Origin of the sequence: Escherichia sp. UTM R2 (assembly GCF_048593455.1) — a bacterium.
GTDB classification, from domain to species: Bacteria; Pseudomonadota; Gammaproteobacteria; order Enterobacterales; family Enterobacteriaceae; genus Escherichia; species Escherichia coli.
The window spans coordinates 2,429,975-2,454,515 of record NZ_JBFWDY010000002.1 but is presented as its reverse complement, the minus strand read 5'-3'; the positions used below and the strand labels follow the sequence as shown (position 1 = coordinate 2,454,515).

Below are 24,541 nucleotides of genomic sequence, written 5' to 3'. Positions count from 1 at the left end.
CTGATTTAGCGACCCTGTTCCGGCGGTGTAATGTTATCCATATACAGCGTCTGGCTGGGGAAGGCAAAGTCCGCGCCGTGTGACTGTACAATATCGATAATCTTCAAATAAACGTCTTGCTGTGCAGCAAGCCATTCAGCCCATACCGTGGTTTTGGTAAAGCAATAAACCATAATATTCAATGAAGAGTCAGCAAACTGGTTGAAATAAACCAGTAAGGTTTGTCGCTGGTCGATGGCCGGGTGATTTTTCAGCATCTCACGTACAGCTTCGACAATAACGCCCACTTTTGCCGCATCCTCATAACGTAAACCAATGGTCGTGGTAATGCGGCGGTTGGTCATTCGTCCTGGGTTTTCTACGCTGATCGACGAAAACAGCGAGTTCGGTACGTACAATGGACGATTATCAAAGGTCGTAATTTTGGTAATTCGCCAGCCAATTTCCGCTACTGTACCTTCGATATTTCTGTCCGGTGAACGGATCCAGTCGCCAATACTGAAAGGACGGTCGAAATAGAGCATAATCCCGGAAAAGAAGTTACTCAGAATATCTTTACCGGCCATACCGACAGCCAGACCACCAATACCACCAAAGGTCAGCAAGCCAGAAAGGCTCATGCCGAAATGTTCGCCATAAAGCAGAACAAGCACCACAATAATGGTGATTTTGATGATACGCGACATAATCCGCGCACTGGTGATATCGCGACCTTTTTTAATCTGCTGTTTTTCAAACTGATTAATCAGCAGAAATAGCTTAATCGTCAGAATAACCGCAATCAGGGACGTACAGATAAAATCGATAACGCCTGGGGTGATAAATTTGAGTTTATAGTTTTCTATAACATAATTAATAATGCTACCAACAGCACTGATAATTATGGTGTAGATTAAAAATTGCACCGCATGGAATAAAAATCCTTTTCTTTTACGATTTCCACGGCGAAACCAAAAGCTCATCAGAATCAATGCTGCGCAGCTACCGAAAATAATGACCAGATTAAGCGCATTATTTGTAAACAGTTCAGCGATCATTGTTTTATCAGGCTCCTCCAGATAATTGTCGTCATGCCGGAAACCCCTGGCGGGGCTATTTTACCGCGACAATTCATTCAGATCATCAATAGTCAGGGAAGGAAGTAGCAACATTAGCTAACTAATCAATGCGTTGATTGTAAATCCAGCTAAGAGGTGAGGTTTTCAGAGCAGACAACGGTGAAATGTCATGGTATTGTTACGTTTAGGTAACAAGAAATTTGTCTGCACAAGGATTACATCATGATTATGGCGAAACTGAAGTCAGCGAAAGGGAAGAAATTTCTCTTTGGTTTGTTGGCGGTTTTCATTATTGCGGCGTCGGTTGTGACTCGCGCGACCATCGGCGGCGTTATAGAACAGTACAATATTCCGCTGTCTGAGTGGACGACATCAATGTATGTGATTCAGTCATCGATGATTTTTGTTTATAGCCTGGTCTTTACTGTGTTGCTGGCAATCCCGTTGGGAATTTATTTCCTTGGCGGCGAAGAGCAGTAAGTAAAAAATAGGCCCGATAACTCGGGCCTTGTCAGTTATTGAAGAGTCGTTAATCGTCTTCTTCGTCATCCAGTTCAACGGGTGTCTGATACTGGTCAGGTTTAATGACCAGCAGGTCGCAGCGAAGATGATCAATCACCTGTTCCGCCGTGTTGCCGAGGAATGCTGCTGAAATACCGGTGCGTCCGACCGTGCCCAGAACCACAATTCCCGCCTGTAAATGCTCCGCCAAATCAGGAATCACCTCTTCAGGCAGACCTTTTTCTACGTGCGTCATGTTTTCATTAATGCCGAATTTCTGCCGCAGAGCTTTCATTGCCAGCAAATGTTGCCCACGAATGGCATCGTTATAAACGCTCGGATCAAATTCCGGCAGTTCAATCGCGATATTAATTGGCGTTACTGGGTAAGCGCCAACCAGATGAACTTCGGTATGGTTGACTTGTTCTGCCAGTTCGATCGTCTCTTTGACCAGTTTTTCATTGAGCGCATTATGATACGGCTCTTCACTGGCGAGATTCACCGCCACCAGCGCCTTACCTCCTTCCGGCCACGGCTGGTCTTTCACCATCCACACCGGGCTTGGGCATTTGCGTAACAGATGCCAGTCCGTTGGCGTAAAAATCACCGCTTCCAGACGGTCATGTTGGTGCGCCATTTTTAGCACCAAATCGTGCCCGCCGCTGATCACTTCCTGAATGATGGCTTCGAAAGGACGGTTATGCCAGACCACTTTAATTTCAATGGGAACGCCAGCATTGAGATAATATTTTGCCTGCTCGTGGATCCAGGCTGTACGCTGGCTGATGACGCCCTGACGCATAGCGGTACGTTCGTCCGGGGAGAGCAGGGTGGTCATTTCGTATGAGAAGTCATAGATCGGCAAAAAGGCTTTAATTTTGCCACCAATCCGTTGATGTAAATAAACAGCTCGCCGCAATGCTGGTTGGTCGTCCTGGTTAGGATCGATAACAACGAGCATGTTCTGATACATAGCCATACAGGGTCTCCTTACAACAACTGTCAACGCAGTTTGTAATTAAAAGATTAACCCATATCTGGTGAATGAAACAGTGATGAACCTTCTGCCAGATCAATAAATCAGAAAAATTTAATGATATGACAGAAGGATAGTGAGTTATGCGGAAAAATCAGGCAACGTTACGCGTATGACCAGCAAGCTGGGCCAGCGCATCGTTATTTTCGATGGTGATGTATTTACCTTTGACTGCCAGCATGCCGCTTTTCTGGAAGCGACCCAGCAGACGGCTGATGGTTTCTACCGTCAGGCCCAGATAGTTACCGATATCGCCACGAGTCATCGTCAGGCGGAATTCACGAGGGGAGAAGCCGCGTTGGGCAAAACGACGGGACAGGTTGTAGATGAATGCAGCCAGACGTTCCTCGGCATTTTTCTTCGACAACAGCAGGATCATGTCCTGATCGCCTTTGATTTCACCGCTCATCAGACGCATCATCTGCTGACGCAGATTCGGCATTTTACCGGACAAATCGTCCAGCGTTTCGAACGGGATTTCACATACCATCGAGGTTTCCAGCGCCTGCGCGAAGCTCGGGTGATGGCCGCTGCCGATGGCGTCAAATCCCACCAGGTCGCCTGCTAAATGGAAACCAGTGATTTGCTCGTCGCCTTGCTCAGTGATGGTATAACTTTTAATCGTACCGGAGCGGATGGCATAAAGCGATTTAAGTTCATCACCAGCCTTAAACAGCGTCTGGCCTTTCTGAATAGGCTTCTTCCGCTCAATGATATTATCAAGCTGATCAAGCTCATGTTCGTTGAGTGTGAACGGGATGCAAAGCTGGCTGATGCTGCAATCCTGGCAATGGATAGCACAACCGCCAGACTGAATGCGCCGTATAATTCGCTTTTCCGGGATCATAGGTCTGCTCAAGCCGTAATTGATATTTGTCAATTTTAACATCTTTTTAGGGAGCAAGTAAGTCTAAGCAAACCTTAACAGCAGAGAATTCCGATATTAGATGTAAATATATGTCTATCTATTTGAAAACCCTTAAGTTGTTAAGGGTAACTTTACATAAAAGTGTGAACAAGCTGGCACAAATTGTTTAATGTTTACAGCAAAAGATAACCTTCATGGCGCAATAACCACTCTTTTCGCTGAACTCCGCCTGCATATCCGGTCATGGTGCCGTTTCGGCCAATAACCCGATGGCAAGGTACGACGATGCTGATGGGATTCGATCCGTTTGCCGCACCAACGGCACGCGCCGCGCCAGGACGGCCCAATTGCTCAGCCAGTTGGCCGTAATGCATTACCTGTCCGCAGGGGATAGTGCGTAGTGTTTTCCAGACTTCGCGCTGAAATGGCGTCCCCCCCGTAGCAGTGGGAAGCGTATCAATAATGCTAAGATTACCGGCAAAATATTCACGAAGCTTGTCGCTTAAACCGCCTGGATTGGTGGCAGAAATGCGCTCATAGCCTTCTTTGCGATAATGGATGTCCAGCAGCTGCACCATGCGTTCGCTGTACTCTTCCCATTCAACCGCCCGCAGACGAAATTGTTCATCGCAAATCACCCACAGTGGACCCAGTGGCGTGGCAATTTTTTCTTCAAGTAATCTCAGCATCCGTTCTCTCTTAAGACAAACGTGGGGAAATCCCCGGACCTATCGGCAGACCAACAAGATACCACGCCAGCAACATCAGCAGCCATACCACCAAAAAGATAAGCGGATAGGGCAAGACTAACGAATAGTAAGTACCCAGTTTCGCGTCTGGTTTGTAGCGTTGCAGGAATCCAAGAAACAGTGGAACAAAAGGAGATACCGGCGCTAAAGGCAATACGGATGAGTCGGCAATACGAAAGAGGATTTGCGCAAATGCCGGGTGAAAGCCAAGTAGCATAAACATTGGTACGAAAATGGGGGCAAGAATCGACCAGATTGCGGAACCGCTGGCAATAAACATGCATAAGAAAGAGGAAAGCAACGCCAGACCGACAAACGCCGGGATGCCGCTAAGCCCTGAACTTTCCAGTATATCGGTCAGCCCCACGGCGATGAATTTCCCCATGTTGCTCCAGTTAAACATGGCGACAAATTGGGCGAGGGGAAAAACCATCACGATAAATCCCGCCATCTCTTTCATCGGTTCAATCATTAAATGCGGTAAATCCGCCTGACGTCGAATTGTGCGGGTAGCGATGCCATAAGCCAGCGAGACAACAAAGAAAAAAAGAATGATCAGTGGCACGATACCTTTAATAAAGGGTGATGGCATCACGGTGTGATTAATCGGATCGCGCAATATCCCGTTTTGCGGGATCACCATCAGCGCAATCGCAGCAATAAAAAGTAGCGATACGACACCTGCTATGCGTAAACCAAAACGCTGACTTTCGGTCAATGTCTGCAGTTTCTCATCGCTGTTTCCCTGCCATTGACCTAACCGTGGCTCGATGATTTTGTCGGTTATCAGGCCGCCAATAATCGTCAGTACGACTACGGAGCTGGCCATAAAATACCAGTTATCAATTACACTGACGTGCATTTGCGGATTGAACGCAGCTGCCGCTTCCGTGCTGATCCCCGACAGCAACACGTCGGTTGTGACAATCAGTAAATTAGCCGTAAAGCCGCAACCTACGCCTGCAATGGCAGCCAGTAAACCTGCAACTGGATGCCTGCCCACCGCCAGAAAAATCAGCGCACCCATCGGTGGCATGATCACTAACGCCGCATCGGAAGAAATGTGGCTGAAAAAAGCAATAAACAGCACCATATAACTGGCGTAGCGGGCATTAACATGCGATGCCATTTTAACCATTAGTGCTGGCAGTAAGCCGACGCGCTCCGCCAGACCGGCACCTAAAACCAGCGCCAGGATCGCACCAAGTGGAGCAAAACCGCTAAAGTTTTTAATAACATTAAGTAAAAACCAGTGTAATCCTTCCACACTGAGCAGGTTTTTCACCACGACCGGCGTACCATCGGTCGGGTTTTTCGCACTGACGCCAAAGGCCGACAAAATTGCCGTCGTCACCATGAGTACGATAATCAAATAGATAAAGAGCAGAAAAGGATGGGGAACCTTGTTACCAATTCTTTCGACCCAGCCATAGAGCTTCCCGGATTGGGAGGACGACGGTATGGATGACATACTCATGGGCATTCCTCGGTTGTTGTGTTTGCGTTGTTGTTGTTATTTTAAAGGTGACGGTGTCACGTTTTTCGGGATAGGGCAGTGATACGGTTGCGTGTCCGTTACTTGCTGATGCTCTTGTTGGCATTCTTGCAATAGCCCTGAATCAAGGAAGAGATTGACTGTGGTTGCTGCCATAGTTTTCGCCGCCAGCAGCATTCCTTTATGAGCAATAGATGTTCGCCCCTGGCTAACCAGTTGCCACGTATGTAGCGGTGTACCGACGGCAAAACAGGGGCTGAAACACTGGGCAACAGGCAGTTTCCAACTGACGTCGCCGACATCAGTCGATGCCGCAAGCACGTTATCGGTGGCGGCATATGGAGCGACTTCATTCGCCAGTACCGTTTCACGATGACGTAGTGCAAAAACCTTGCCGTTTTCGCCACCGGTTGCGGCGATATTATTCAGACTGTTTTGCCGATCGTTGGAGGTGAGCGTAGCCTGAATTTGTTTCGCAAAAGCCAGTTCTTCGGAGTTCCATTCCGGGGTACCAAAATGGGATAGGGCCTGGTACATGGCATTTTCTAAGGTGCGATTCGGGAGATAACTGGAACAGGCTTTGTCGAAGCGGCATTCAACCGTGGTTTCGGTCATCAATGCCGCACCTTCGGCGATTTTGGCGACCCGATCATAAATATGCTGCACGTCGGTCATTTCGGGGGCGCGGATAAGATAAAGCACTTCTGCCTGCGCCTGGACCACGTTGGGCGAGATCCCGCCGCTATTTGTGATGGCATAGTGTACGCGCGCTTTTTCAATAATATGTTCGTTGAGGAAGTTGGTGCCAGTGGTCATCAACGTTACGGCATCAAGGGCGCTGCGTCCCAAATGAGGGGAATTCGCGGCATGTGCTGCGATCCCTTTAAAGCGCCATGATGCCTGAATGTTTGCCAGCGTGCGGGTATTGAACATACCGGCAAAGGCTTCCGGGTGCCAGGTGAGTGCCGCATCCACATCATCAAATACCCCCTCGCGAACCATGAACGTTTTACCCGAGCCGCCTTCTTCGCCAGGACAACCATAAAAGCGCACCGTGCCGCCTTGCCCATATTGTTCCAGCCATTTCTTGACGGCTATTGCAGCGGCAAAGGCGGCGGTTCCCAGCAAATTGTGTCCGCAACCGTGACCATTTTCACCGGGCGTCACGGATGTAGGTTGCGCGCAACCTGCTTGCTGACTTAAACCTGCCAGGGCGTCATATTCTCCCAGCAGGGCGATAACCGGTTTGCCTTGACCAAACGAAGCAATAAAGGCATTTGGGATATTGCCTACGTTGCGGGTAACGGTGAAGCCTGCAGATTACAGCGCCGAAGCCAGATGCTCCGCTGACCAGAACTCTTCAAAACGTGTTTCTGGATGATCCCAGATTTGATCGGCAATATCGGTATAACGTTGGCGATCGGCTTCAATCGCATCGTCGATAAAACGATAGATTTCCTGCATCAGATACCTCGCGTCCAGGGAAAATTGAGCGCGGTGCGCGCCAGCGTTTCGACGGCAATAGCGAGAACCTGCTCGTCAAAATCGAATTTTTCGTTGTGATGACCTGCCGCCAGCTGTGTGCCAAACACCACGTAGGAGGCTTGCCCTTGATGTTGCTGCACGCGGGCCATCATTAATGTGGCATCTTCGGAACCCGCAGGCGCTTCAACACGTTCAATGGCCTGATTGACCCCCGCGACCTGAGCCGCCTGACTTTGCAACCATGCGACCCATTGCGGCGAAGGAGAACTGGCGGTAGCTGCACCCATCAGACGAGTTTCAACGCCGACACCATACATGGTTGCTGCGCCCTGAATCGCTTGTTGTGCACGGTCAAAAACATATTGATTAATGACGTCGCTGGCCCCGCGTGTTTCCACTTTCAGCAACGCCGAGGCAGGAACAACGTTACGACCGCTTCCTGCCTGCATAACGCCCACGTTTACTCTGGAAGCTCCTTCGCTGTGCGGGGCGATTGCATGCAGTGCAAGAGTGGCTTGTGCTGCCGCCAACAAGGCATTGTGACCGTCTTCTGGTTTTGCGCCTGCGTGAGCGGCGGTACCGGTGAAGTGCGCGTCAAATTTGGTGGTTGCCATAAAATTATCACTGCCGCACACCACGGTGCCCGCAGGTACGCCAGTGCCAATGTGCACGGCAGTAAAATAATCAACATCATCTACGACACCTGCATCGACCATCGCCCGCGCGCCACGCGTACCTTCCTCTGCAGGCTGAAAAATCAGTTTGATGACGCCATGTAGTCCGGACTCGAACTGTTTAAGGGTATGCGCCAGCCCAAGCCCAATGGCGGTATGTCCATCATGACCACAGGCATGCATCATTCCGGCGTTACATGACGCAAAACCGTCGCGGTAGGGGCGATGGCTGACATCCTGCTCTTCACTGAGATCCAGCGCGTCCATATCGACACGGAAAGCCATCACCGGACCGGGGCGACCGGTATCCAGGGTGGCGACGATACCAGTGAAACCACCTTCAAAAGCCGCAATCCATTGTGCTAGCGCACCCTGTTGACGAGCGCGCTCGAATTCGCGTTGTAGAGTGAATTCATCAGGTAATCCCATCCGGCTACTTTCATTAACTACTTCGCGACCCAGCGCCAGTGAATAGCCGAGCTGGTGCAATTCTTCCGCAACAAGGGTGGCAGTGCGGAATTCCACCCAGCCAGGCTCTGCATAGTGATGAAAATCACGTCGCCAGTGCGATAATTTTGGGGCAAGCGAATTAACAAATTGATTCAAAGACTCCATAACCTTTCCCGTCATCAGTAAAAAGTGTGACCCGGTTCACCTAGCGATAGTTTTTACTTATCACTAACTGATTTTTCACAGTTTTAACCGTTCATAAATTACCCTGACACAATCATCTGCATTAAAGTAGATGCCAGTTTCTTTGGTCTGATAAATAACGGTTATCGGTGGCGTCATGGCTTTTCAGGTAAAAATTCATCAAATTCGGGCTTTTGTTGAAGTGGCTCGTCAGGGCAGCATTCGCGGAGCGAGCCGAATGTTGAATATGTCGCAACCGGCACTGAGTAAATCTATTCAGGAGCTAGAAGAAGGGTTAGCGGCGCAACTCTTTTTTCGCCGTAGTAAAGGCGTGACGTTAACTGATGCCGGTGAAAGTTTTTATCAGCACGCCAGTCTAATTCTTGAAGAGCTGCGCGCAGCCCAAGAGGATATTCGCCAACGACAAGGGCAACTGGCAGGGCAGATTAATATCGGCATGGGGGCCAGTATTTCCCGCAGTCTGATGCCAGCTGTCATATCTCGTTTTCATCAGCAGCATCCGCAGGTAAAAGTACGCATTATGGAAGGGCAACTGGTGTCGATGATTAATGAATTGCGTCAGGGAGAATTGGATTTCACCATCAATACCTATTATCAGGGACCGTACGACCACGAATTTACTTTTGAGAAATTACTGGAAAAGCAATTCGCGATCTTTTGCCGCCCGGGACACCCCGCCATTGGTGCCCGTTCGATCAAACAGTTACTGGATTACAGCTGGACAATGCCGACGCCACACGGCAGCTACTACAAACAGTTGAGTGAATTGCTTGACGATCAGGCGCAAACGCCACAGGTCGGTGTAGTCTGCGAGACGTTCTCAGCCTGTATCAGTCTGGTGGCAAAAAGCGATTTTCTCAGCATACTGCCTGAAGAAATGGGCTGCGATCCCTTGCACGGACAGGGGCTGGTGATGTTGCCGGTTAGCGAAATTTTACCGAAAGCGGCCTATTATTTGATTCAGCGGCGTGATAGTCGCCAGACACCACTGACCGCGTCATTAATCACGCAATTCCGGCGAGAATGCGGCTATCTGCAAAGTTAAAACTGCATAAAAAAATAGAGTCTGTCGACATCCGCCAGACTCTACAGTACACACAGCAGTGCATCCGCGTCTTAAATCCGGCATTGTCTCCTCTGCGCCGGTGACTGTGTTATAACGGTTTTAACCTTTAGTTGCCAATTTTCTTCAGTGACAGATTTCACGAAAATATAAGTTACATTATTAATATCGTGAATGAATAATCATGCATAAGTATTTTGCTTAAAATATCGGCAATATTTGGAACTTATTACTGGAAATTTGGGTAATACGTTGTTGGACCGACCCGGTCTGGTTATCATATCGCGCTCTTAATTGCGGGAGGATGTAACATGAACCTTGACGACAAATCGCTGTTTCTTGACGCCATGGAAGATGTCCAGCCGCTGAAACGTGCTACCGATGTCCACTGGCATCCAACGCGTAACCAACGTGCGCCGCAGCGTATCGACACGCTGCAGCTTGATAATTTCCTCACCACCGGATTTCTCGACATCATCCCACTAAGTCAGCCGCTGGAGTTTCGGCGGGAAGGGTTGCAACATGGGGTGCTGGATAAGCTGCGCAGTGGTAAATATCCGCAACAGGCGAGCCTGAATCTTTTGCGCCAGCCGGTGGAAGAGTGCCGCAAAATGGTGTTCAGTTTTATTCAACAAGCCCTGGCGGATGGTTTGCGTAACGTGCTGATTATTCATGGTAAAGGGCGGGATGATAAATCGCATGCCAATATTGTCCGCAGCTATGTGGCGCGCTGGCTGACCGAATTTGATGATGTTCAGGCATATTGCACCGCGCTACCGCATCATGGCGGCAGCGGGGCGTGTTACGTCGCACTACGTAAAACGGCGCAGGCGAAGCAAGAAAACTGGGAGCGCCACGCTAAGCGCAGTCGTTGATCTCGAGACGCATCCGCGGCTTATGCCGCCAGCACGCGGTTGCGTCCATCATTTTTCGCCCGATACAAAGCATCATCAACGCGTTTAAACAGTTCATCGATGCTTTCATTTCCTTCGTGATGCGCCACACCAATGCTGACGGTAAAGCGTGGTAAGCCCGAAATACTCACTTTTGCCACGCTTACGCGGATAGTTTCAGCCAGCGAAAGCGCGGTATCCAGTGGGGTTCTTGGTAGCAATAAGACAAACTCTTCGCCTCCCCAACGAAACACCAAATCGCCTTTGCGAGAGCAACTTTCGAGGGTGCGGGCGAGGGCGCATAACACCTCATCACCTTTAGAATGCCCATAGAGATCGTTAATGTGTTTAAAACGATCGGTGTCGATGAGCAACAAGCTGTAATCCTGAGCGATGGCGAGATGCTGCATTTGGCCTGGTTCCGTAATGTGATAAAACTGTCGCCGATTCAGTAATCCGGTCATCGCGTCATGGTGAGCAGCATGTTCCAGCTGCTCCTCCAGCCGTTTTTGCTCAGTAATATCATGCACAATACATAACATGAGCTTGTCGCCATAAATTTCAATCGGTCCGGCATAGGTCTGCACATGACGAGTCGAACCATCCGCCAGTTTATGAACAAAATTCAAAGGTTTATGACCACCGGGTAAATGCGAGATTTCATGCATGATAGGCATGACGCGACGCCCGAGCATATTTATTTCCCAGGTATGTTTCTGGCACATCGTTTCATGGTTATAACCATAGAAATTGAGCGCGGCGAGGTTAGCATCGACGATTTGTCCATCTCGTGACGGGTCAATCAACAACATTGGTGCAGAGTTAGTCAGAAAAAAGCGCGCATAAAAACCTTGTTTTTTGCGCTGATAATTTGCCGAGCGACTGGCTTTTAAACCCAGCGTTGCCGGCGCTTCGATACCTTCGAAAATAATCACCGGTTCTGTTTCTGTCAGCTTTCGCAAAACAAGCCGACAGCTCAATGCTGTTTCCTCTTCTTTACGCTGAACAGTGAGGATTTCGATAATATCGTGTTGGTTTTGCAGATCGGAGAGGTATTTCGGCAGTTCTTTTTGTGAGGAGACGGAATAGGGTCCGGTTCGTAGCTGACTAAACGTGAGGTCTTGCATCAACAGTTTCGCCGCGCTATTGGCATAAATTAACTGTTCCTCAAAGGGCGAAACGATCCAGACAGGACTGGTGAGTAAGTCCAGGGTATTGAAGTTGTGCGTAATCATTGAGATCCCGTTATTTTTATCAATTTTTGTTGCTATCCGATCGCAAAAAAGCCACGTCATATGATCAGATAATTCTGATAATGATAGACGCTATTTAACACTTCACACGGTTTGTATACGGAAAAGCATTTTGCTTTTTGTATTCAATTTAGACAGAATTTTATTAATCATTTCAGGGTAATGGGGTGATGAGATGTTGCGTAACAGGGCCAGAAGGCTAGACTACAAAATAATGCGTTGATGATGGAGGCACTGTGGAAGCGATTAAGGGATCGGACGTTAATGTCCCGGATGCAGTATTTGCCTGGATGCTGGATGGTAGAGGCGGCGTTAAACCGCTGGAAAATACAGATGTGATTGATGAAGCGCATCCCTGTTGGCTCCACCTTAATTATGTACACCATGATAGCGCCCAATGGCTGGCGACAACACCGCTGCTTCCCAATAACGTACGTGATGCGCTGGCGGGCGAGAGCACGCGTCCCCGAGTCAGCCGTCTCGGTGAAGGCACGCTGATTACATTGCGCTGTATAAACGGCAGCACCGATGAACGCCCCGATCAACTGGTCGCCATGCGTGTATATATGGACGGGCGGTTAATTGTTTCGACCCGACAACGCAAAGTGCTGGCGCTGGACGATGTGGTGAGCGATCTGGAAGAGGGCACGGGTCCGACCGATTGCGGGGGATGGCTGGTGGATGTGTGCGATGCGTTGACCGATCATTCCAGTGAATTTATCGAGCAGCTGCACGATAAAATTATCGACCTTGAAGATAATCTCCTTGATCAGCAAATTCCACCGCGTGGATTCCTGGCTCTGCTGCGCAAACAATTAATTGTGATGCGTCGCTATATGGCACCGCAACGTGATGTTTATGCTCGTCTTGCCAGTGAACGTTTGCCGTGGATGAGCGATGACCAACGCCGTCGGATGCAGGATATTGCCGATCGCCTTGGGCGCGGCCTTGACGAAATCGACGCCTGTATAGCACGGACTGGCGTGATGGCGGATGAAATCGCTCAGGTGATGCAGGAAAATTTAGCTCGTCGTACCTATACAATGTCGTTGATGGCAATGGTCTTTTTACCCAGTACCTTTCTGACCGGGTTATTTGGCGTCAACCTTGGTGGGATCCCTGGCGGCGGGTGGCAATTCGGATTTTCAATTTTTTGTATTCTGTTAGTTGTTCTTATTGGTGGTGTTGCTTTATGGTTGCATCGTAGTAAATGGTTGTAACAAAAGCAATTTTTCCGGCTGTCTGTATACAAAAACGCCGCAAAGTTTGAGCGAAGTCAATAAACTGTCTACCCATTCAGGGCAATATCTCTCTTGCAGGTGAATGCAACGTCAAGCGATGGGCGTTGCGCTCCATATTGTCTTACTTCCTTTTTTGAATTACTGCATAGCACAATTGATTCGTACGACGCCGACTTTGATGAGTCGGCTTTTTTTTGCCTGTTATTTATCAGCGTCTACCCTTTAAGAGTCCACCCAATGACCGGAGGGAAATATGACGACACTTATTTATTTGCAAATTCCTGTCCCTGAACCGATTCCTGGCGATCCTGTTCCAGTGCCCGATTCGATCCCTCGCCCGCAACCCATGCCTGACCCACCACCCGATGAAGAACCGATTAAATTGTCGCATCGTGAGCGTAGATCTGCGAGGATACGCGCCTGCTAACTTTGCGTCGATGACCACGAGAATAGATTGTGACCGCTTTTTCTACCCTGAATGTTTTGCCTCCCGCCCAACTCACGAACCTTAATGAGTTGGGTTATTTAACCATGACGCCGGTGCAGGCCGCCGCGCTTCCGGCGATCCTTGCCGGAAAAGATGTTCGCGTGCAGGCGAAAACCGGCAGCGGCAAAACGGCGGCTTTTGGCCTCGGCTTGTTACAGCAAATTGATGCGTCGCTATTTCAAACCCAGGCTTTAGTGCTGTGTCCTACGCGTGAACTGGCGGATCAGGTGGCAGGTGAATTGCGTCGGCTGGCGCGTTTTCTGCCAAATACCAAAATTTTGACGTTGTGCGGTGGTCAACCGTTCGGTATGCAGCGTGATTCGTTGCAACATGCGCCGCATATTATCGTGGCAACGCCGGGGCGTTTGCTGGATCACCTGCAAAAAGGCACGGTATCACTGGATACGTTGAATACGCTGGTGATGGATGAGGCCGACCGCATGCTGGATATGGGATTTAGCGATGCCATTGATGATGTCATCCGTTTTGCGCCTGCATCTCGACAGACGCTTCTGTTTTCGGCAACCTGGCCGGAAGCCATCGCTGCAATCAGCGGACGAGTGCAACGCGATCCTTTGGCGATTGAAATTGACTCAACAGATGCTTTGCCACCCATTGAACAACAATTTTATGAGACATCCAGCAAAGGCAAAATTCCTCTGTTGCAACGGTTATTAAGCTTGCATCAGCCATCCTCTTGCGTGGTGTTTTGCAATACCAAAAAAGATTGCCAGGCTGTCTGCGACGCGCTGAATGAAGTAGGGCAAAGTGCATTGTCGTTACACGGCGATCTGGAGCAACGCGATCGCGATCAGACTCTGGTACGTTTTGCTAACGGTAGCGCCCGTGTACTGGTTGCTACTGATGTTGCTGCGCGTGGTCTGGATATTAAATCGCTTGAGCTGGTGGTGAACTTTGAGCTGGCGTGGGACCCTGAAGTTCATGTACATCGCATCGGTCGTACAGCTCGTGCAGGAAATAGCGGTCTGGCGATCAGTTTCTGTGCTCCGGAAGAAGCACAGCGGGCCAATATCATTTCTGACATGTTGCAGATAAAACTTAACTGGCAAACGCCGCCAGCTAATAGTTCCATTGTGCCGCTGGAAGCAGAAATGGCAACGTTGTGTATCGATGGCGGGAAAAAAGCCAAAATGCGCCCGGGTGATGTATTAGGTGCACTGACAGGAGATATCGGGCTTGATGGCGCAGATATTGGCAAAATCGCCGTGCATCCGGCGCATGTCTATGTCGCGGTCCGTCAGGCTGTTGCTCATAAAGCATGGAAACAGTTACAGGGCGGGAAGATTAAAGGAAAAACGTGCCGGGTGCGGTTATTAAAATAATGAAATGTTGAATTGCCGGGTGCAAGAGTAAACATCTTATTCGGGATTGCCGGATGCGACGCTGGCCGCGTCTTATCCGGCCTCCATAAGAGTAGCCCAATACGCTTGCGCATCGGGCGCTATCCTGGTTATTTCACTTCAACCACATTCAGTCGTAACTCATCCAACTGATTTTCATCTTCTTCTGGCTGCCAGCCCGCCGGTTGTAGTGGGATCTCTTCGCGATCAAACGCCAGATCACCCCCGTTAACCACTTCAGAACCGTGGGTAATGCCTTTAAAATCGAACAGGTTGGTATCGCACAGATGCGACGGCACTACATTCTGCATCGCGCTGAACATCGTCTCGATACGCCCTGGATAACGTTTATCCCAGTCACGCAACATGTCAGCAATCACCTGACGTTGCAGGTTAGGCTGTGAACCGCACAGGTTGCACGGAATAATCGGGAACGCTTTTGCATCGGCAAATCGCTGAATATCTTTCTCGCGGCAGTAGGCCAGCGGACGAATAACGATATGTTTGCCATCATCGCTCATCAGTTTCGGAGGCATACCTTTCATCTTGCCGCCGTAGAACATATTTAAGAACAACGTTTGCAGGATATCGTCACGATGGTGACCCAACGCGATCTTCGTCGCCCCCAGTTCCGTTGCGGTACGATAAAGGATACCGCGACGAAGGCGAGAACACAGTGAGCAAGTGGTTTTGCCCTCTGGAATCTTCTCTTTCACGATACCGTAAGTGTTCTCTTCGACAATCTTGTACTCAACGCCCAGCTTTTCAAGATACTCGGGCAGAACGTGTTCTGGGAAGCCCGGTTGCTTTTGATCGAGGTTAACAGCCACCAGCGAAAAATTGATTGGCGCGCTTTGCTGCAAATTGCGCAGAATCTCCAGCATGGTATAGCTGTCTTTACCCCCTGAGAGGCAAACCATGATGCGATCGCCTTCTTCAATCATATTGAAGTCAGCAATGGCTTCGCCCACGTTACGACGCAGACGTTTTTGTAATTTGTTCAGGTTGTATTGTTCTTTCTTTGTAATTTGTTGATTTTCTTGCATTATTTCAGTTCTCTGGTACTAAATGGGGCAAATTGGGGGCAAACTTTGCAACTACGATAACCGCGCATTCAACATGGCTATCTGTTCGTCGTTCATGTCATCAATCCACATACCGTAAATTTCATACACCATCTGCGCAGTTTCATGCCCCATTTGGCTGGCTATAAATGCCGGGTTCGCTCCTGCCGTCAACAGCCAGCAGGCAAAAGTATGCCGCGTATGGTACGGATTACGGCGGCGAATACCAGCACGTTTTACTGCTGCATTCCACCTTGCCCCCAAACTGCTTACCGAGTAATAAGGTTTTTGTTTTCCGTTACACACCCTGGGCATGAAAACAAAATGCAGTTTTTGCTTTTCGGTTCTGCCGTACTCCCGATGATAAAAGGTGATTTCGCTTTTGCGATGATGCCCGGTCAGTTTGTATTGCTCCTTCAGTGCTTCAAGAGCAGGCTGCAGTAGTGTTACTGTTCGGATCCCGGCATTTGTTTTTGGGGGACCGAACATATCAAGTATCGTCAGGTTTCTTCTGACATTCACTATTCCCTTTTCGAGATCCACATCCTCCCACGCCAGAGCTGCCAGTTCCCCGTGACGAAGTCCTGAGTAAACGGCAAATTTCCACAAGTTCTGGCTCTGTCCTTTTTCACTTTCCATTAATGCATTGAATTCTGTTTTAGATAACGGATCAGGCTTTATTCTGTTTCGCTGTAATTTTTTTACTCCTTCAAATGGTTTGGTTGATATAAATCCCGACTGATACGCAAAACGCAACAGCGAACAGAGCAGGGCGATATAGTTATCAACTGTGCGCACGGTTCTTCCTTTTTTGTTGGATCTTGGATTATCCAGGTAAAGCGTTTCTCCATGCAGCAGTTCATTCCGGTAGTTTAAGATATCGCTATAACGAATATGTGATATCGGGGTACTTTCACAAATTATTATTCTGAGTGTTTTTAATTGTGATTTCGTTTTCTTCATTGTGTTTGTTGTTAACTCTGTCTCTTTAATTTTTGTCCAGATATCACAAAGCTCTCCGAACGTTTTTATGACTCTCGTTGTCACCATTTTTGCCCCAGTGCTGGACTGGGGAAAACGTCTTAAATACTCAAATTCACCGGAGTTTATTTCATGAACTATCAGCGCTCTTAAATTTCCGGCCTTTTTAATATTACTGTTTGTAATCTCCCAGCCTTTTAATGTTTCCCGACATCGTTTTCCTCGAAACATGAACCAGATGCGAATGTATCTACCTCTAATCTCGACACCTGTTGGTAATTTAGACATATCATGAGTCTTTGATAAACTGATTTATCTTTGGATAGTTGTACCAGATAATCCCTCGTTTGCTGTCTGGCTTACCTAAAGGAGATACTCGTTTGAAGTGGAAGCCCTCCACCCAACAGTTCTGGCGGTATGCTTCAATTTGTCTGGCCCCCAGACCAGTGCGAAGCATCAGGCCGTATTCAACCATCCACTCTTCATTAAAGATTACTTGTGCCATCGCATCACCTCTGGCAGGCGCCAATGTTAGACTGAAATTGACGCCCGATGTTGATTATTAATAATCAGCTATGAAGTTTTAATTTGAATACAATGCAATTCTCGAGGACTGAAGTTTCTCGCAATTAAAATTTATCAGTTTTACTTTCTGCTCTCTGGAAACGCCTGCTTCTTTTTTACCTGAGAGCATTTTTTCGCATTCTGATTTCGTTAGTTTAGATTTTGAATATCTTGTCCAGTTAGTAGGAGTGCCACCTTCCTTTTCAATAGTGGCGGTAATTTTATACATGAACACCTCCATTATTATTTCCAGTGGTTCGTTTATTCCATCTTTCGAGTGCTTCTTTTTCACTTCCACCATAACCGGTTCGGGATTCGCATCCGTTACACTTCGCTCGGTAATATCCTGAAATGGCTTTCACCGTTACTGATGGACAACCACAAAATGGACATGGTTTAACATTGTCATATCTCATAATTTTTCTCATAAAAAATATTTCAAGTTGGCGGTGCATTACACCGCCAGCCTGAATTATTCCTCTGAATTATCGATTACACTGTATTCCCCGGTTAATACAGAGGAATCTGCAGGATCGATTGTCAGTGGTTCCTTTTCATCCATTGATACTGCACGCTGGATCTCAATTGATACGGGCAGATATTTGAACAGGCGACGAATAGCCGTTTTCTTTGCCATTTCTTCCCAGTGAGTTACCCACGGCCCGTTATTACCAGCTTTACTCAGGCTGCGCACCAGCTCAATCTGTTTGCGCGTCATAACTTCAAACTGAGTACCTCCGTCTTTCAGTCTTGCGACAGCATAGACGTGGGTAACCGGGGCATCTTCGTTTTCTCCCGGGCGGTGTATTAACTTTTCATCAAGGCCAAATTCGAAGCTAAACTCGTCACCTTCACGGACAACACGGGCTGACAGGCTGGCGATTTGACCAGAACGGCGAGCCAGATCAATCATGCCGCGATAGCCAATGATTAGCTGAACGTTCTTTTTACCGCTCTTTTCGTTTTTATTACCAAAAGGCAGTAAATATGCATGACCGAGGGCGCTACCTGGCTCAAGTCCGAGCTGTGAACACTGTACGATCGCACTGACAAAACTCATAGTGTCACAGTTTCCTAACGCCGGAACTTTACGAATTTCTGTGGTGGCGATACGGATCATACGTTCAGCCGTCATATGGCGTGGAAGAGCTGCTGCCAGTTGCTCTTTCATTGATGGCTGGTTAATAAAACTAATCACGTCGCTATTTTTAACTGCTGCTGGTGCACGGTTTCCCTGAGTTTTTTGCAGATCGGCTTTTGCGATTGGTGGTTGCTTAGTCATTTGCATATTCCTTAGCCCAGCGGGGCAGTGATAATGTCTTAATAGCTGGCCATTCATCGGTATTCAGGCAGTCAGACAGGGTTCGCAGATTGCGGTGATATTCCTGTTGACCTGCCAGTTTTGCTTCTTCGCCCATCATGAAAATTTCAACCGGATAACGTCCGCATTCAATAGTTGTGCTGGCAACCAGAAAAACGAAAGTTGGCTGCACTCCAAACTGTGCTTCATAACCGTCACTGTAGAATGCATCCTGAACGTGATAGCGGTAGTCGTAATAAGCGGTTTTGAATCGTTGAATATCCGCCGTAGTTTTCACGTCCATGATCCAGTGAAATTCAGGGATAATTTTGTCCGGACGGCACCGACACAAAATTCCTGTTTCAGGATCTTCCCAGTAAATTGATGATTCAGCGTGTCCGGCGCTTTCAACAAGCCATTGCCCCAGCGGCAAAGCCATAACGCTTTGATACATGAGTTCAATTTTCCGGCCTTCTTCCGCAGTGATAACCGTTTTTCCTGTGCTTGCGCATTCCATCAGAAACGCTTTCTCTTCTTCTTTTCCGGCGTTTGTACGGCGGTTAAATTCAGGTGCTACGATAAAGCGGTTACTGAATTCTTCCGGTTCAAGTACCCGGCAGTGGAAAGCAGTTCCTAAATCGAGCGTTTTTGTCTTTGTGGTGTCCACGGGGGCATTTTTACGCCACAAATATAGTGCCGGAGTATCAGCAATGTCATCGAGCTGAGACTTACTGATACCGGGACCCGCGTGGTAATTCTCATTCGAAATTCCGTAATAAATACCTGGCTCTATGTCTTCTACGATTACGGGATCTGCGACTTCGCCAGTTTCATCACTGCAATCGCGATGCGGATCGCTGCCAGCATTCTCATTGTGCGGATGTTCAGCGCCTTCCATTTCCTCCGGATCATTTTCCTTAGCTTCAACCTGACTCTCTTCAGCGAATGTTTCCTGGTATGTTGCGTCGCCCATCACCGCACCACAGTCAGGGCAGTTATCCCCGCCAGTCTGGCCGCAGGCATTGCAGGCTATTTCCGGTTCCTGTTGCACTACTGGCTCAGGTTGATTCATATCTGGGCTGGTTTTTTCCGTTTCTGGCTGGTTCTGGTACACACAATCGCGAGTCTGGATCCCCTTTACCCATTTCGGATCGTTCGGGTCGCTAATTCCGTCAACAAATTCACCACGTGATGCAGCAAGCAATTTATCGGCATCGACAGGATTTTTTGATGGAATGTTTTTCCGGGCTTCATGGAGTTCTGCCCGCAGTTCCTGATATTTCGCATCAACAGAATTTACCTGTGACTGAGCATCCAGCGGCTGCGTGTCCTGATGATGTTCAGTTGCGTCCGGTTCCATTGTTTCAGCCTCTCCCTGTTCAACTGCCGTTGTTCCAGATGGTTGCGGTTTTTCTTCATCATCCTGTTTTCCTTCTTCTGTTACTCGCTGCGGCATCGGGGCAGAGGAGCGACCGCAGGCAATATCCACGATTTCCGGATCAGGGTTGGCATGATCGGTTTCAGTCAGTACTTTGTTCAGATATTCAGTGACGTGCGCGGGGATGACCTCGATCCCAATTGGTGCTTCTTTTACGGACGCAACCACGATGGCGCGGGAATAATCCAGCCCGCCAGGCATGGTGATGAATTTGTCGCGGAAAACAGAAAAGGGCGGTTTATTTTCAGCGATAATTTCCTCAATGCGTTTAGCGTGTGCCGGATGAAGGTTATAGATGTCCAGATCCATTGAACGGGCCAGTACGCCAGTGGCTACGTCGCGCGCCAGTGACGTCAGATCGTGTACGAAACCTTCGCCGCGATCGGTGAGGTTTCCGCCGCCAGCATTAGCACCGGAACGCGGCAATTACTGACATGCAGATGCGTCAGCGTGATGTTGCTGCGCTCGATGCAAAATACACGAAGGAGTTAGCTGATGCGAAAGCTGAAAATGATGTTCTGCGTGATGATGTTGCCGCTGGTCGTCGTCGGTTGCACATCAAAGCAGTCTGTCAGTCAGTGCGTGAAGCCACCACCGCCTCCGGCGTGGATAATGCAGCCTCCCCCCGACTGGCAGACACCGCTGAACGGGATTATTTCACCCTCCGGGAACGACTGGTAATGATGCAGGCCCAACTTGAAGGTGCTCAGCAATACATAACCGAGCAGTGTTTAAAGTAAAATCTTAACTACAATATGATTCATTTTGATGATTGTTTCATAAGGAACAGTGAAGTAAGATCTAAGAGGAGTTAAATTTTATACAGTATAATCATAATATTGCAGCAAGGTGGTTATAATTGAAAGAATATTTAGATATGAATACATCTCATGTAAGAGTTGTTACTCATATGTGTGGGTTCCTGGTTTGGCTCTATAGTCTTTCAATGTTGCCACCAATGGTTGTAGCATTGTTTTATAAAGAAAAAAGCCTGTTCGTTTTCTTTATAACTTTCGTTATATTTTTTTGCATTGGTGGCGGAGCGTGGTATACAACTAAGAAATCTGGCATTCAATTACGTACCCGTGATGGGTTTATTATAATTGTAATGTTTTGGATTTTGTTTTCTGTTATTAGTGCATTCCCTTTATGGATTGACTCAGAACTTAATTTAACGTTCATTGATGCTCTGTTTGAAGGGGTTTCTGGAATAACAACAACAGGAGCAACTGTAATTGATGATGTTAGTTCATTACCTCGGGCATATTTGTACTATCGGTCACAGTTAAATTTTATAGGTGGTTTAGGAGTTATTGTTCTGGCGGTTGCTGTATTGCCATTATTGGGTATTGGTGGTGCAAAGCTTTATCAGTCAGAAATGCCGGGGCCATTTAAGGATGACAAACTCACTCCCCGCCTGGCCGATACGTCACGGACACTGTGGATAACTTATTCTTTATTAGGTATTGCTTGTATTGTCTGTTATAGACTTGCAGGAATGCCTTTGTTTGATGCTATTTGTCACGGGATTTCCACAGTTTCGCTTGGTGGTTTCTCAACTCATAGCGAGAGTATCGGATATTTTAATAACTATTTGGTTGAGCTGGTGGCTGGTTCTTTTTCCCTGCTATCGGCTTTCAACTTCACTCTTTGGTATATTGTTATTAGCAGGAAAACGATAAAACCTTTAATCAGAGATATTGAACTTCGTTTCTTTCTGTTAATAGCCTTAGGGGTGATCATTGTTACCTCTTTCCAGGTCTGGCATATAGGTATGTATGACTTGCATGGAAGTTTTATTCATTCGTTTTTTCTTGCCAGCTCCATGCTCACTGATAATGGTTTAGCTACGCAGGATTATGCAAGTTGGCCCACGCACACGATAGTGTTTTTGCTGTTGTCAAGTTTCTTTGGGGGATGTATAGGTTCAACTTGTGGTGGAATTAAGTCACTTCGATTTCTTATACTTTTCAAACAAAGCAAACACGAGATAAATCAGCTTTCTCATCCCAGAGCGTTGTTGAGTGTAAATGTAGGAGGGAAGATAGTTACAGATCGTGTAATGAGGTCTGTATGGAGTTTCTTTTTTCTTTATACTCTCTTCACGGTGTTTTTTATACTGGTGTTAAATGGTATGGGATATGATTTTCTTACATCATTTGCAACAGTGGCTGCATGTATTAATAATATGGGATTAGGTTTTGGGGCTACTGCATCGTCATTCGGAGTGCTTAATGACATTGCAAAATGTTTAATGTGCATAGCTATGATTCTTGGTCGCCTTGAAATTTATCCTGTTATTATATTGTTTTCAGGTTTTTTTTGGCGCTCCTAATATATGGCTGATTTATAATTGTGAGTTTAATATTATGTTGACTCACTCATTGATCCAATACCTAACTTTACCAGCAACCCCTCCGTCCCCAGTAGCACTGGCTGCTGGGGTGCGTTTTATTCATAAAGCAAGGCTGTATGAGCGAGAAATTAAAGATAGTCTATCGCCCATTACAAGAATTGTCACCGTATGCGCACAACGCCAGGACGCACAGCCCTGAGCAGGTGGCACAACTGGTAGAAAGTATTAAGCAATTCGGCTGGACTAATCCGGTGCTGATTGACGAAAAGGGCGAAATTATTGCGGGTCACGGTCGTGTTATGGCGGCTGAAATGCTCAAAATGGATTCTGTTCCGGTCATTGTTCTGTCTGGCCTGACGGATGAGCAGAAAAAGGCGTACCGCCTGGCAGATAATCGCCTGCCGATGAATGCTGGCTGGGATGAAGATCTGTTGCGGATGGAGCTGTCGGACCTAATCAATGCTGATTTTGATGTCTCCCTGACAGGCTTCATCCCGACAGAAATTGATGAACTGTTGACGGATGTTTTGCCCGGTACAGGAAATGAGGAGGAGCCGTATACGACGAAAATTGATACGCCTGTTTATGAGCCGTCGGGCGGTAAACCGGATATCAGTGAACTGTACGACGATACGAAAACTCAGGAGCTGATCAGCCGGATACGTTCGGCGTCCCTTGAGCCTGATATTGAGAAATTCCTCCTGTGTGCGGCAGAACGTCACACGGTGTTTAATTTCAGCAGAATTGCGGACTATTACGCTCACGCCCCCTCTGAAATTCAGTGTTTTTTCGAGGAGTCGGCGCTGGTGATCATTGATTATCAGCAGGCTATTGAAAATGGATTTGTCCGGATGACGCAGCGCATGGTGGAGATCATGCATGGTGGTGAGGAGGAGGAATATGCGTGATGATTTTTGCGCCTTTATTCTGACTCACGGGCGACCGGACAAAGTTCTGACTTACCGGACGTTGCGTCGTGCTGGCTATACCGGGAAAATTTTTATCGTTGTTGATGATGAAGATAAGACACGAAATCAGTACATGGCTGAATTTGGTGAACAGGTGCTGGTGTTTTCCAAAGCCGATATCGCCAGTCGTTTTGACGAAGCCGATAATTTCTGTGACCGCCGCTCAATTTTTTACGCCCGTAATGCCTGTTTCGACCTGGCAAAACTGGTCGGGTGTAAATACTTCATTCAGCTCGATGATGATTATCACGAGTTCCAGTTTCGGGTGGATCGCAACTATGACCAGGCCTATTTTCCGATAAGGAAACTGGATGCGATCCTTTCTGAAATGCTGGCGTACTACGAATCAATACCTGCTCTTTCCATCGCTATGTCGCAGGGCGGGGATTTTCTTGGTGACAATGGCGGCCATGCTTCGTGGGTGAAACGCAAGGCAATGAACAGCTTTATCTGTTCGGTTGATCGACCGTTCTCATTCATGGGGCGCATTAACGAGGATGTGAATACGTACACGAATCTCGGTCGCTGTGGTGAATTGTTTATGACGATCGGTGCTGTCCAGTTAGGGCAGAAACAGACGCAGAAAAACAGCGGCGGAATGACCGAGCTGTATCTGGATTCCGGAACCTACGTTAAAAGTTTTTACTCCGTCATGTATGCGCCGTCGTGCGTAAAAATCTCACTGATGGGTGCCAGCCATAAACGCATTCACCATCAGGTCACCTGGAACAACGCTGCAGTAAAAATCCTTCACGAAAAATACAGGAAGAAGACACCCTGCATATCAATGGGGGTGACAAATGATTCCGTATTCGAAAGTCGAGTCTCTGGCAGCGTGCCGGATGACTGCACAACAAATCGCTGACGTTCTGGATGTTGATCTGAACCGACTGAAAGAAAATCGGGAAGCAATGACAGATTTTTATGCGGCCATCCGTAAGGGCAGAGCGAAAGGTGAAGCCGAGTTACGAGCGGCATTGTTTAAGCTTGCCAGAAAAGGGGATGCCTTTGCTCTGCGCGAACTACTCAGGGTGGATAAAAATCAGGACTAA

Annotated in this window: 24 protein-coding genes and 3 pseudogenes; 12 read left to right on the top strand and 15 right to left on the bottom strand. The window is 47.8% G+C overall.

The window, feature by feature from the left end:
* Window positions 1–5: 5 nt before the first annotated feature.
* Window positions 6–1,037 carry a low conductance mechanosensitive channel YnaI gene (gene ynaI, locus AB4H76_RS12680; RefSeq protein WP_000559900.1) on the bottom strand — a complete coding sequence of 344 codons (1,032 nt, stop codon included), beginning with the start codon at window positions 1,035–1,037 and terminating at the stop codon, window positions 6–8.
* A gap of 243 nt (window positions 1,038–1,280) precedes the next feature.
* On the opposite strand from ynaI, the gene AB4H76_RS12675 reads away from it, so the two are divergent.
* Complete coding sequence (locus AB4H76_RS12675; RefSeq protein WP_000605090.1) at window positions 1,281–1,538, top strand: DUF2534 family protein; 258 nt, start codon at window positions 1,281–1,283, stop codon at window positions 1,536–1,538.
* A 49-nt stretch (window positions 1,539–1,587) separates the two neighbouring features.
* Here the strand turns inward: AB4H76_RS12675 and uspE are convergent, their stop codons facing one another.
* The 6 genes and pseudogenes from uspE to abgA form a co-directional block, all read right to left on the bottom strand.
* Complete coding sequence (uspE, locus tag AB4H76_RS12670; protein ID WP_001262123.1) at window positions 1,588–2,538, bottom strand: universal stress protein UspE; 951 nt, start codon at window positions 2,536–2,538, stop codon at window positions 1,588–1,590.
* Window positions 2,539–2,689: 151 nt separating this feature from the next.
* Window positions 2,690–3,442 carry a fumarate/nitrate reduction transcriptional regulator Fnr gene (gene fnr / locus AB4H76_RS12665; RefSeq protein WP_000611911.1) on the bottom strand — a complete coding sequence of 251 codons (753 nt, stop codon included), beginning with the start codon at window positions 3,440–3,442 and terminating at the stop codon, window positions 2,690–2,692.
* Between the two features lie 194 nt (window positions 3,443–3,636).
* Window positions 3,637–4,152, bottom strand: a complete 516-nt coding sequence (ogt, locus tag AB4H76_RS12660) for a methylated-DNA--[protein]-cysteine S-methyltransferase (protein ID WP_000945011.1) — start codon at window positions 4,150–4,152, stop codon at window positions 3,637–3,639.
* A gap of 10 nt (window positions 4,153–4,162) precedes the next feature.
* A complete protein-coding gene (gene abgT, locus AB4H76_RS12655) occupies window positions 4,163–5,689 on the bottom strand; it encodes a p-aminobenzoyl-glutamate transporter (RefSeq protein WP_077492682.1) in 1,527 nt (508 codons plus the stop codon).
* Window positions 5,690–5,725: 36 nt separating this feature from the next.
* A pseudogene (gene abgB / locus AB4H76_RS12650) lies at window positions 5,726–7,171 on the bottom strand (p-aminobenzoyl-glutamate hydrolase subunit AbgB).
* Window positions 7,171–8,481 (bottom strand): p-aminobenzoyl-glutamate hydrolase subunit AbgA, encoded by a 1,311-nt coding sequence (gene abgA, locus AB4H76_RS12645; protein ID WP_077492680.1) that lies wholly within the window; start codon window positions 8,479–8,481, stop codon window positions 7,171–7,173. Before abgA ends, abgB begins: the two are co-directional and overlap by 1 nt.
* A 175-nt stretch (window positions 8,482–8,656) precedes the next feature.
* On the opposite strand from abgA, the gene AB4H76_RS12640 reads away from it, so the two are divergent.
* Both AB4H76_RS12640 and smrA read left to right on the top strand, forming a co-directional pair.
* Complete coding sequence (locus AB4H76_RS12640) at window positions 8,657–9,565, top strand: LysR family transcriptional regulator (protein WP_000885454.1); 909 nt, start codon at window positions 8,657–8,659, stop codon at window positions 9,563–9,565.
* Window positions 9,566–9,894: 329 nt separating this feature from the next.
* A complete protein-coding gene (gene smrA / locus AB4H76_RS12635; protein ID WP_001046829.1) occupies window positions 9,895–10,458 on the top strand; it encodes a DNA endonuclease SmrA in 564 nt (187 codons plus the stop codon).
* A 20-nt stretch (window positions 10,459–10,478) separates the two neighbouring features.
* On the opposite strand, the gene dgcM is transcribed toward smrA, so the two are convergent.
* Complete coding sequence (gene dgcM / locus AB4H76_RS12630) at window positions 10,479–11,711, bottom strand: diguanylate cyclase DgcM (RefSeq protein WP_077492686.1); 1,233 nt, start codon at window positions 11,709–11,711, stop codon at window positions 10,479–10,481.
* A gap of 193 nt (window positions 11,712–11,904) precedes the next feature.
* Here dgcM and ydaN point away from each other — a divergent pair, with 193 nt between their 5' ends.
* The 4 genes from ydaN (at window position 11,905) to dbpA (ending at window position 14,800) form a co-directional block, all read left to right on the top strand.
* The gene (ydaN, locus tag AB4H76_RS12625) at window positions 11,905–11,952 is read left to right on the top strand and encodes a protein YnaN (protein WP_211180494.1); all 48 of its coding nucleotides are present in this window, start codon (window positions 11,905–11,907) and stop codon (window positions 11,950–11,952) included.
* A gap of 13 nt (window positions 11,953–11,965) precedes the next feature.
* Window positions 11,966–12,949, top strand: a complete 984-nt coding sequence (gene zntB, locus AB4H76_RS12620; RefSeq protein ID WP_000387388.1) for a zinc transporter ZntB — start codon at window positions 11,966–11,968, stop codon at window positions 12,947–12,949.
* 274 nt (window positions 12,950–13,223) lie between these two features.
* Entirely contained in the window at window positions 13,224–13,397 is a 174-nt protein-coding gene (gene ynaL, locus AB4H76_RS12615) for a protein YnaL (RefSeq protein WP_077492678.1), read from the top strand.
* A 29-nt stretch (window positions 13,398–13,426) separates the two neighbouring features.
* The gene (gene dbpA / locus AB4H76_RS12610; RefSeq protein ID WP_077492676.1) at window positions 13,427–14,800 is read left to right on the top strand and encodes an ATP-dependent RNA helicase DbpA; all 1,374 of its coding nucleotides are present in this window, start codon (window positions 13,427–13,429) and stop codon (window positions 14,798–14,800) included.
* Between the two features lie 128 nt (window positions 14,801–14,928).
* Here dbpA and ttcA read toward each other — a convergent pair whose 3' ends face one another.
* From ttcA to recE, 7 genes and pseudogenes are all read right to left on the bottom strand, one after another.
* Window positions 14,929–15,864, bottom strand: a complete 936-nt coding sequence (ttcA, locus tag AB4H76_RS12605) for a tRNA 2-thiocytidine(32) synthetase TtcA (protein WP_001157407.1) — start codon at window positions 15,862–15,864, stop codon at window positions 14,929–14,931.
* A 51-nt stretch (window positions 15,865–15,915) separates the two neighbouring features.
* Window positions 15,916–17,151, bottom strand: a complete 1,236-nt coding sequence (locus AB4H76_RS12600) for a tyrosine-type recombinase/integrase (RefSeq protein ID WP_000040852.1) — start codon at window positions 17,149–17,151, stop codon at window positions 15,916–15,918.
* A 1-nt stretch (window position 17,152) separates the two neighbouring features.
* Complete coding sequence (xisR, locus tag AB4H76_RS12595) at window positions 17,153–17,368, bottom strand: excisionase XisR (protein ID WP_000079604.1); 216 nt, start codon at window positions 17,366–17,368, stop codon at window positions 17,153–17,155.
* A gap of 78 nt (window positions 17,369–17,446) precedes the next feature.
* Window positions 17,447–17,656, bottom strand: coding sequence for a double-strand break reduction protein RcbA (gene rcbA, locus AB4H76_RS12590; RefSeq protein WP_000276809.1), 210 nt, complete (start codon window positions 17,654–17,656; stop codon window positions 17,447–17,449).
* Window positions 17,649–17,843: a type I toxin-antitoxin system endodeoxyribonuclease toxin RalR gene (gene ralR, locus AB4H76_RS12585; protein ID WP_001317028.1), complete on the bottom strand. Its 195-nt coding sequence runs from the start codon at window positions 17,841–17,843 to the stop codon at window positions 17,649–17,651. Before ralR ends, rcbA begins: the two co-directional genes overlap by 8 nt.
* Window positions 17,844–17,899: 56 nt before the next feature.
* On the bottom strand, window positions 17,900–18,709 hold the full coding sequence (gene recT / locus AB4H76_RS12580; protein WP_000166319.1) for a recombination protein RecT: 810 nt from the start codon (window positions 18,707–18,709) through the stop codon (window positions 17,900–17,902).
* Window positions 18,702–20,582: pseudogene (recE, locus tag AB4H76_RS12575) on the bottom strand (exodeoxyribonuclease VIII); the annotation flags it as partial. The pseudogene recE and the gene recT, both read right to left, overlap by 8 nt.
* Between recE and AB4H76_RS12570 the strand changes: the two are divergent.
* The 5 genes and pseudogenes from AB4H76_RS12570 to AB4H76_RS12550 form a co-directional block, all read left to right on the top strand.
* Window positions 20,582–20,905 (top strand): annotated as a pseudogene (locus AB4H76_RS12570) (lysis protein); the annotation flags it as partial. The pseudogenes recE and AB4H76_RS12570 overlap by 1 nt on opposite strands.
* 137 nt (window positions 20,906–21,042) lie before the next feature.
* On the top strand, window positions 21,043–22,500 hold the full coding sequence (trkG, locus tag AB4H76_RS12565) for a Trk system potassium transporter TrkG (RefSeq protein ID WP_001097895.1): 1,458 nt from the start codon (window positions 21,043–21,045) through the stop codon (window positions 22,498–22,500).
* Window positions 22,501–22,637: 137 nt separating this feature from the next.
* On the top strand, window positions 22,638–23,429 hold the full coding sequence (locus tag AB4H76_RS12560; protein WP_001291094.1) for a ParB/Srx family N-terminal domain-containing protein: 792 nt from the start codon (window positions 22,638–22,640) through the stop codon (window positions 23,427–23,429).
* Window positions 23,422–24,354 carry a hypothetical protein gene (locus AB4H76_RS12555; protein WP_001204037.1) on the top strand — a complete coding sequence of 311 codons (933 nt, stop codon included), beginning with the start codon at window positions 23,422–23,424 and terminating at the stop codon, window positions 24,352–24,354. Before AB4H76_RS12560 ends, AB4H76_RS12555 begins: the two co-directional genes overlap by 8 nt.
* Window positions 24,332–24,541 (top strand): hypothetical protein, encoded by a 210-nt coding sequence (locus AB4H76_RS12550; RefSeq protein WP_000126788.1) that lies wholly within the window; start codon window positions 24,332–24,334, stop codon window positions 24,539–24,541. Before AB4H76_RS12555 ends, AB4H76_RS12550 begins: the two co-directional genes overlap by 23 nt.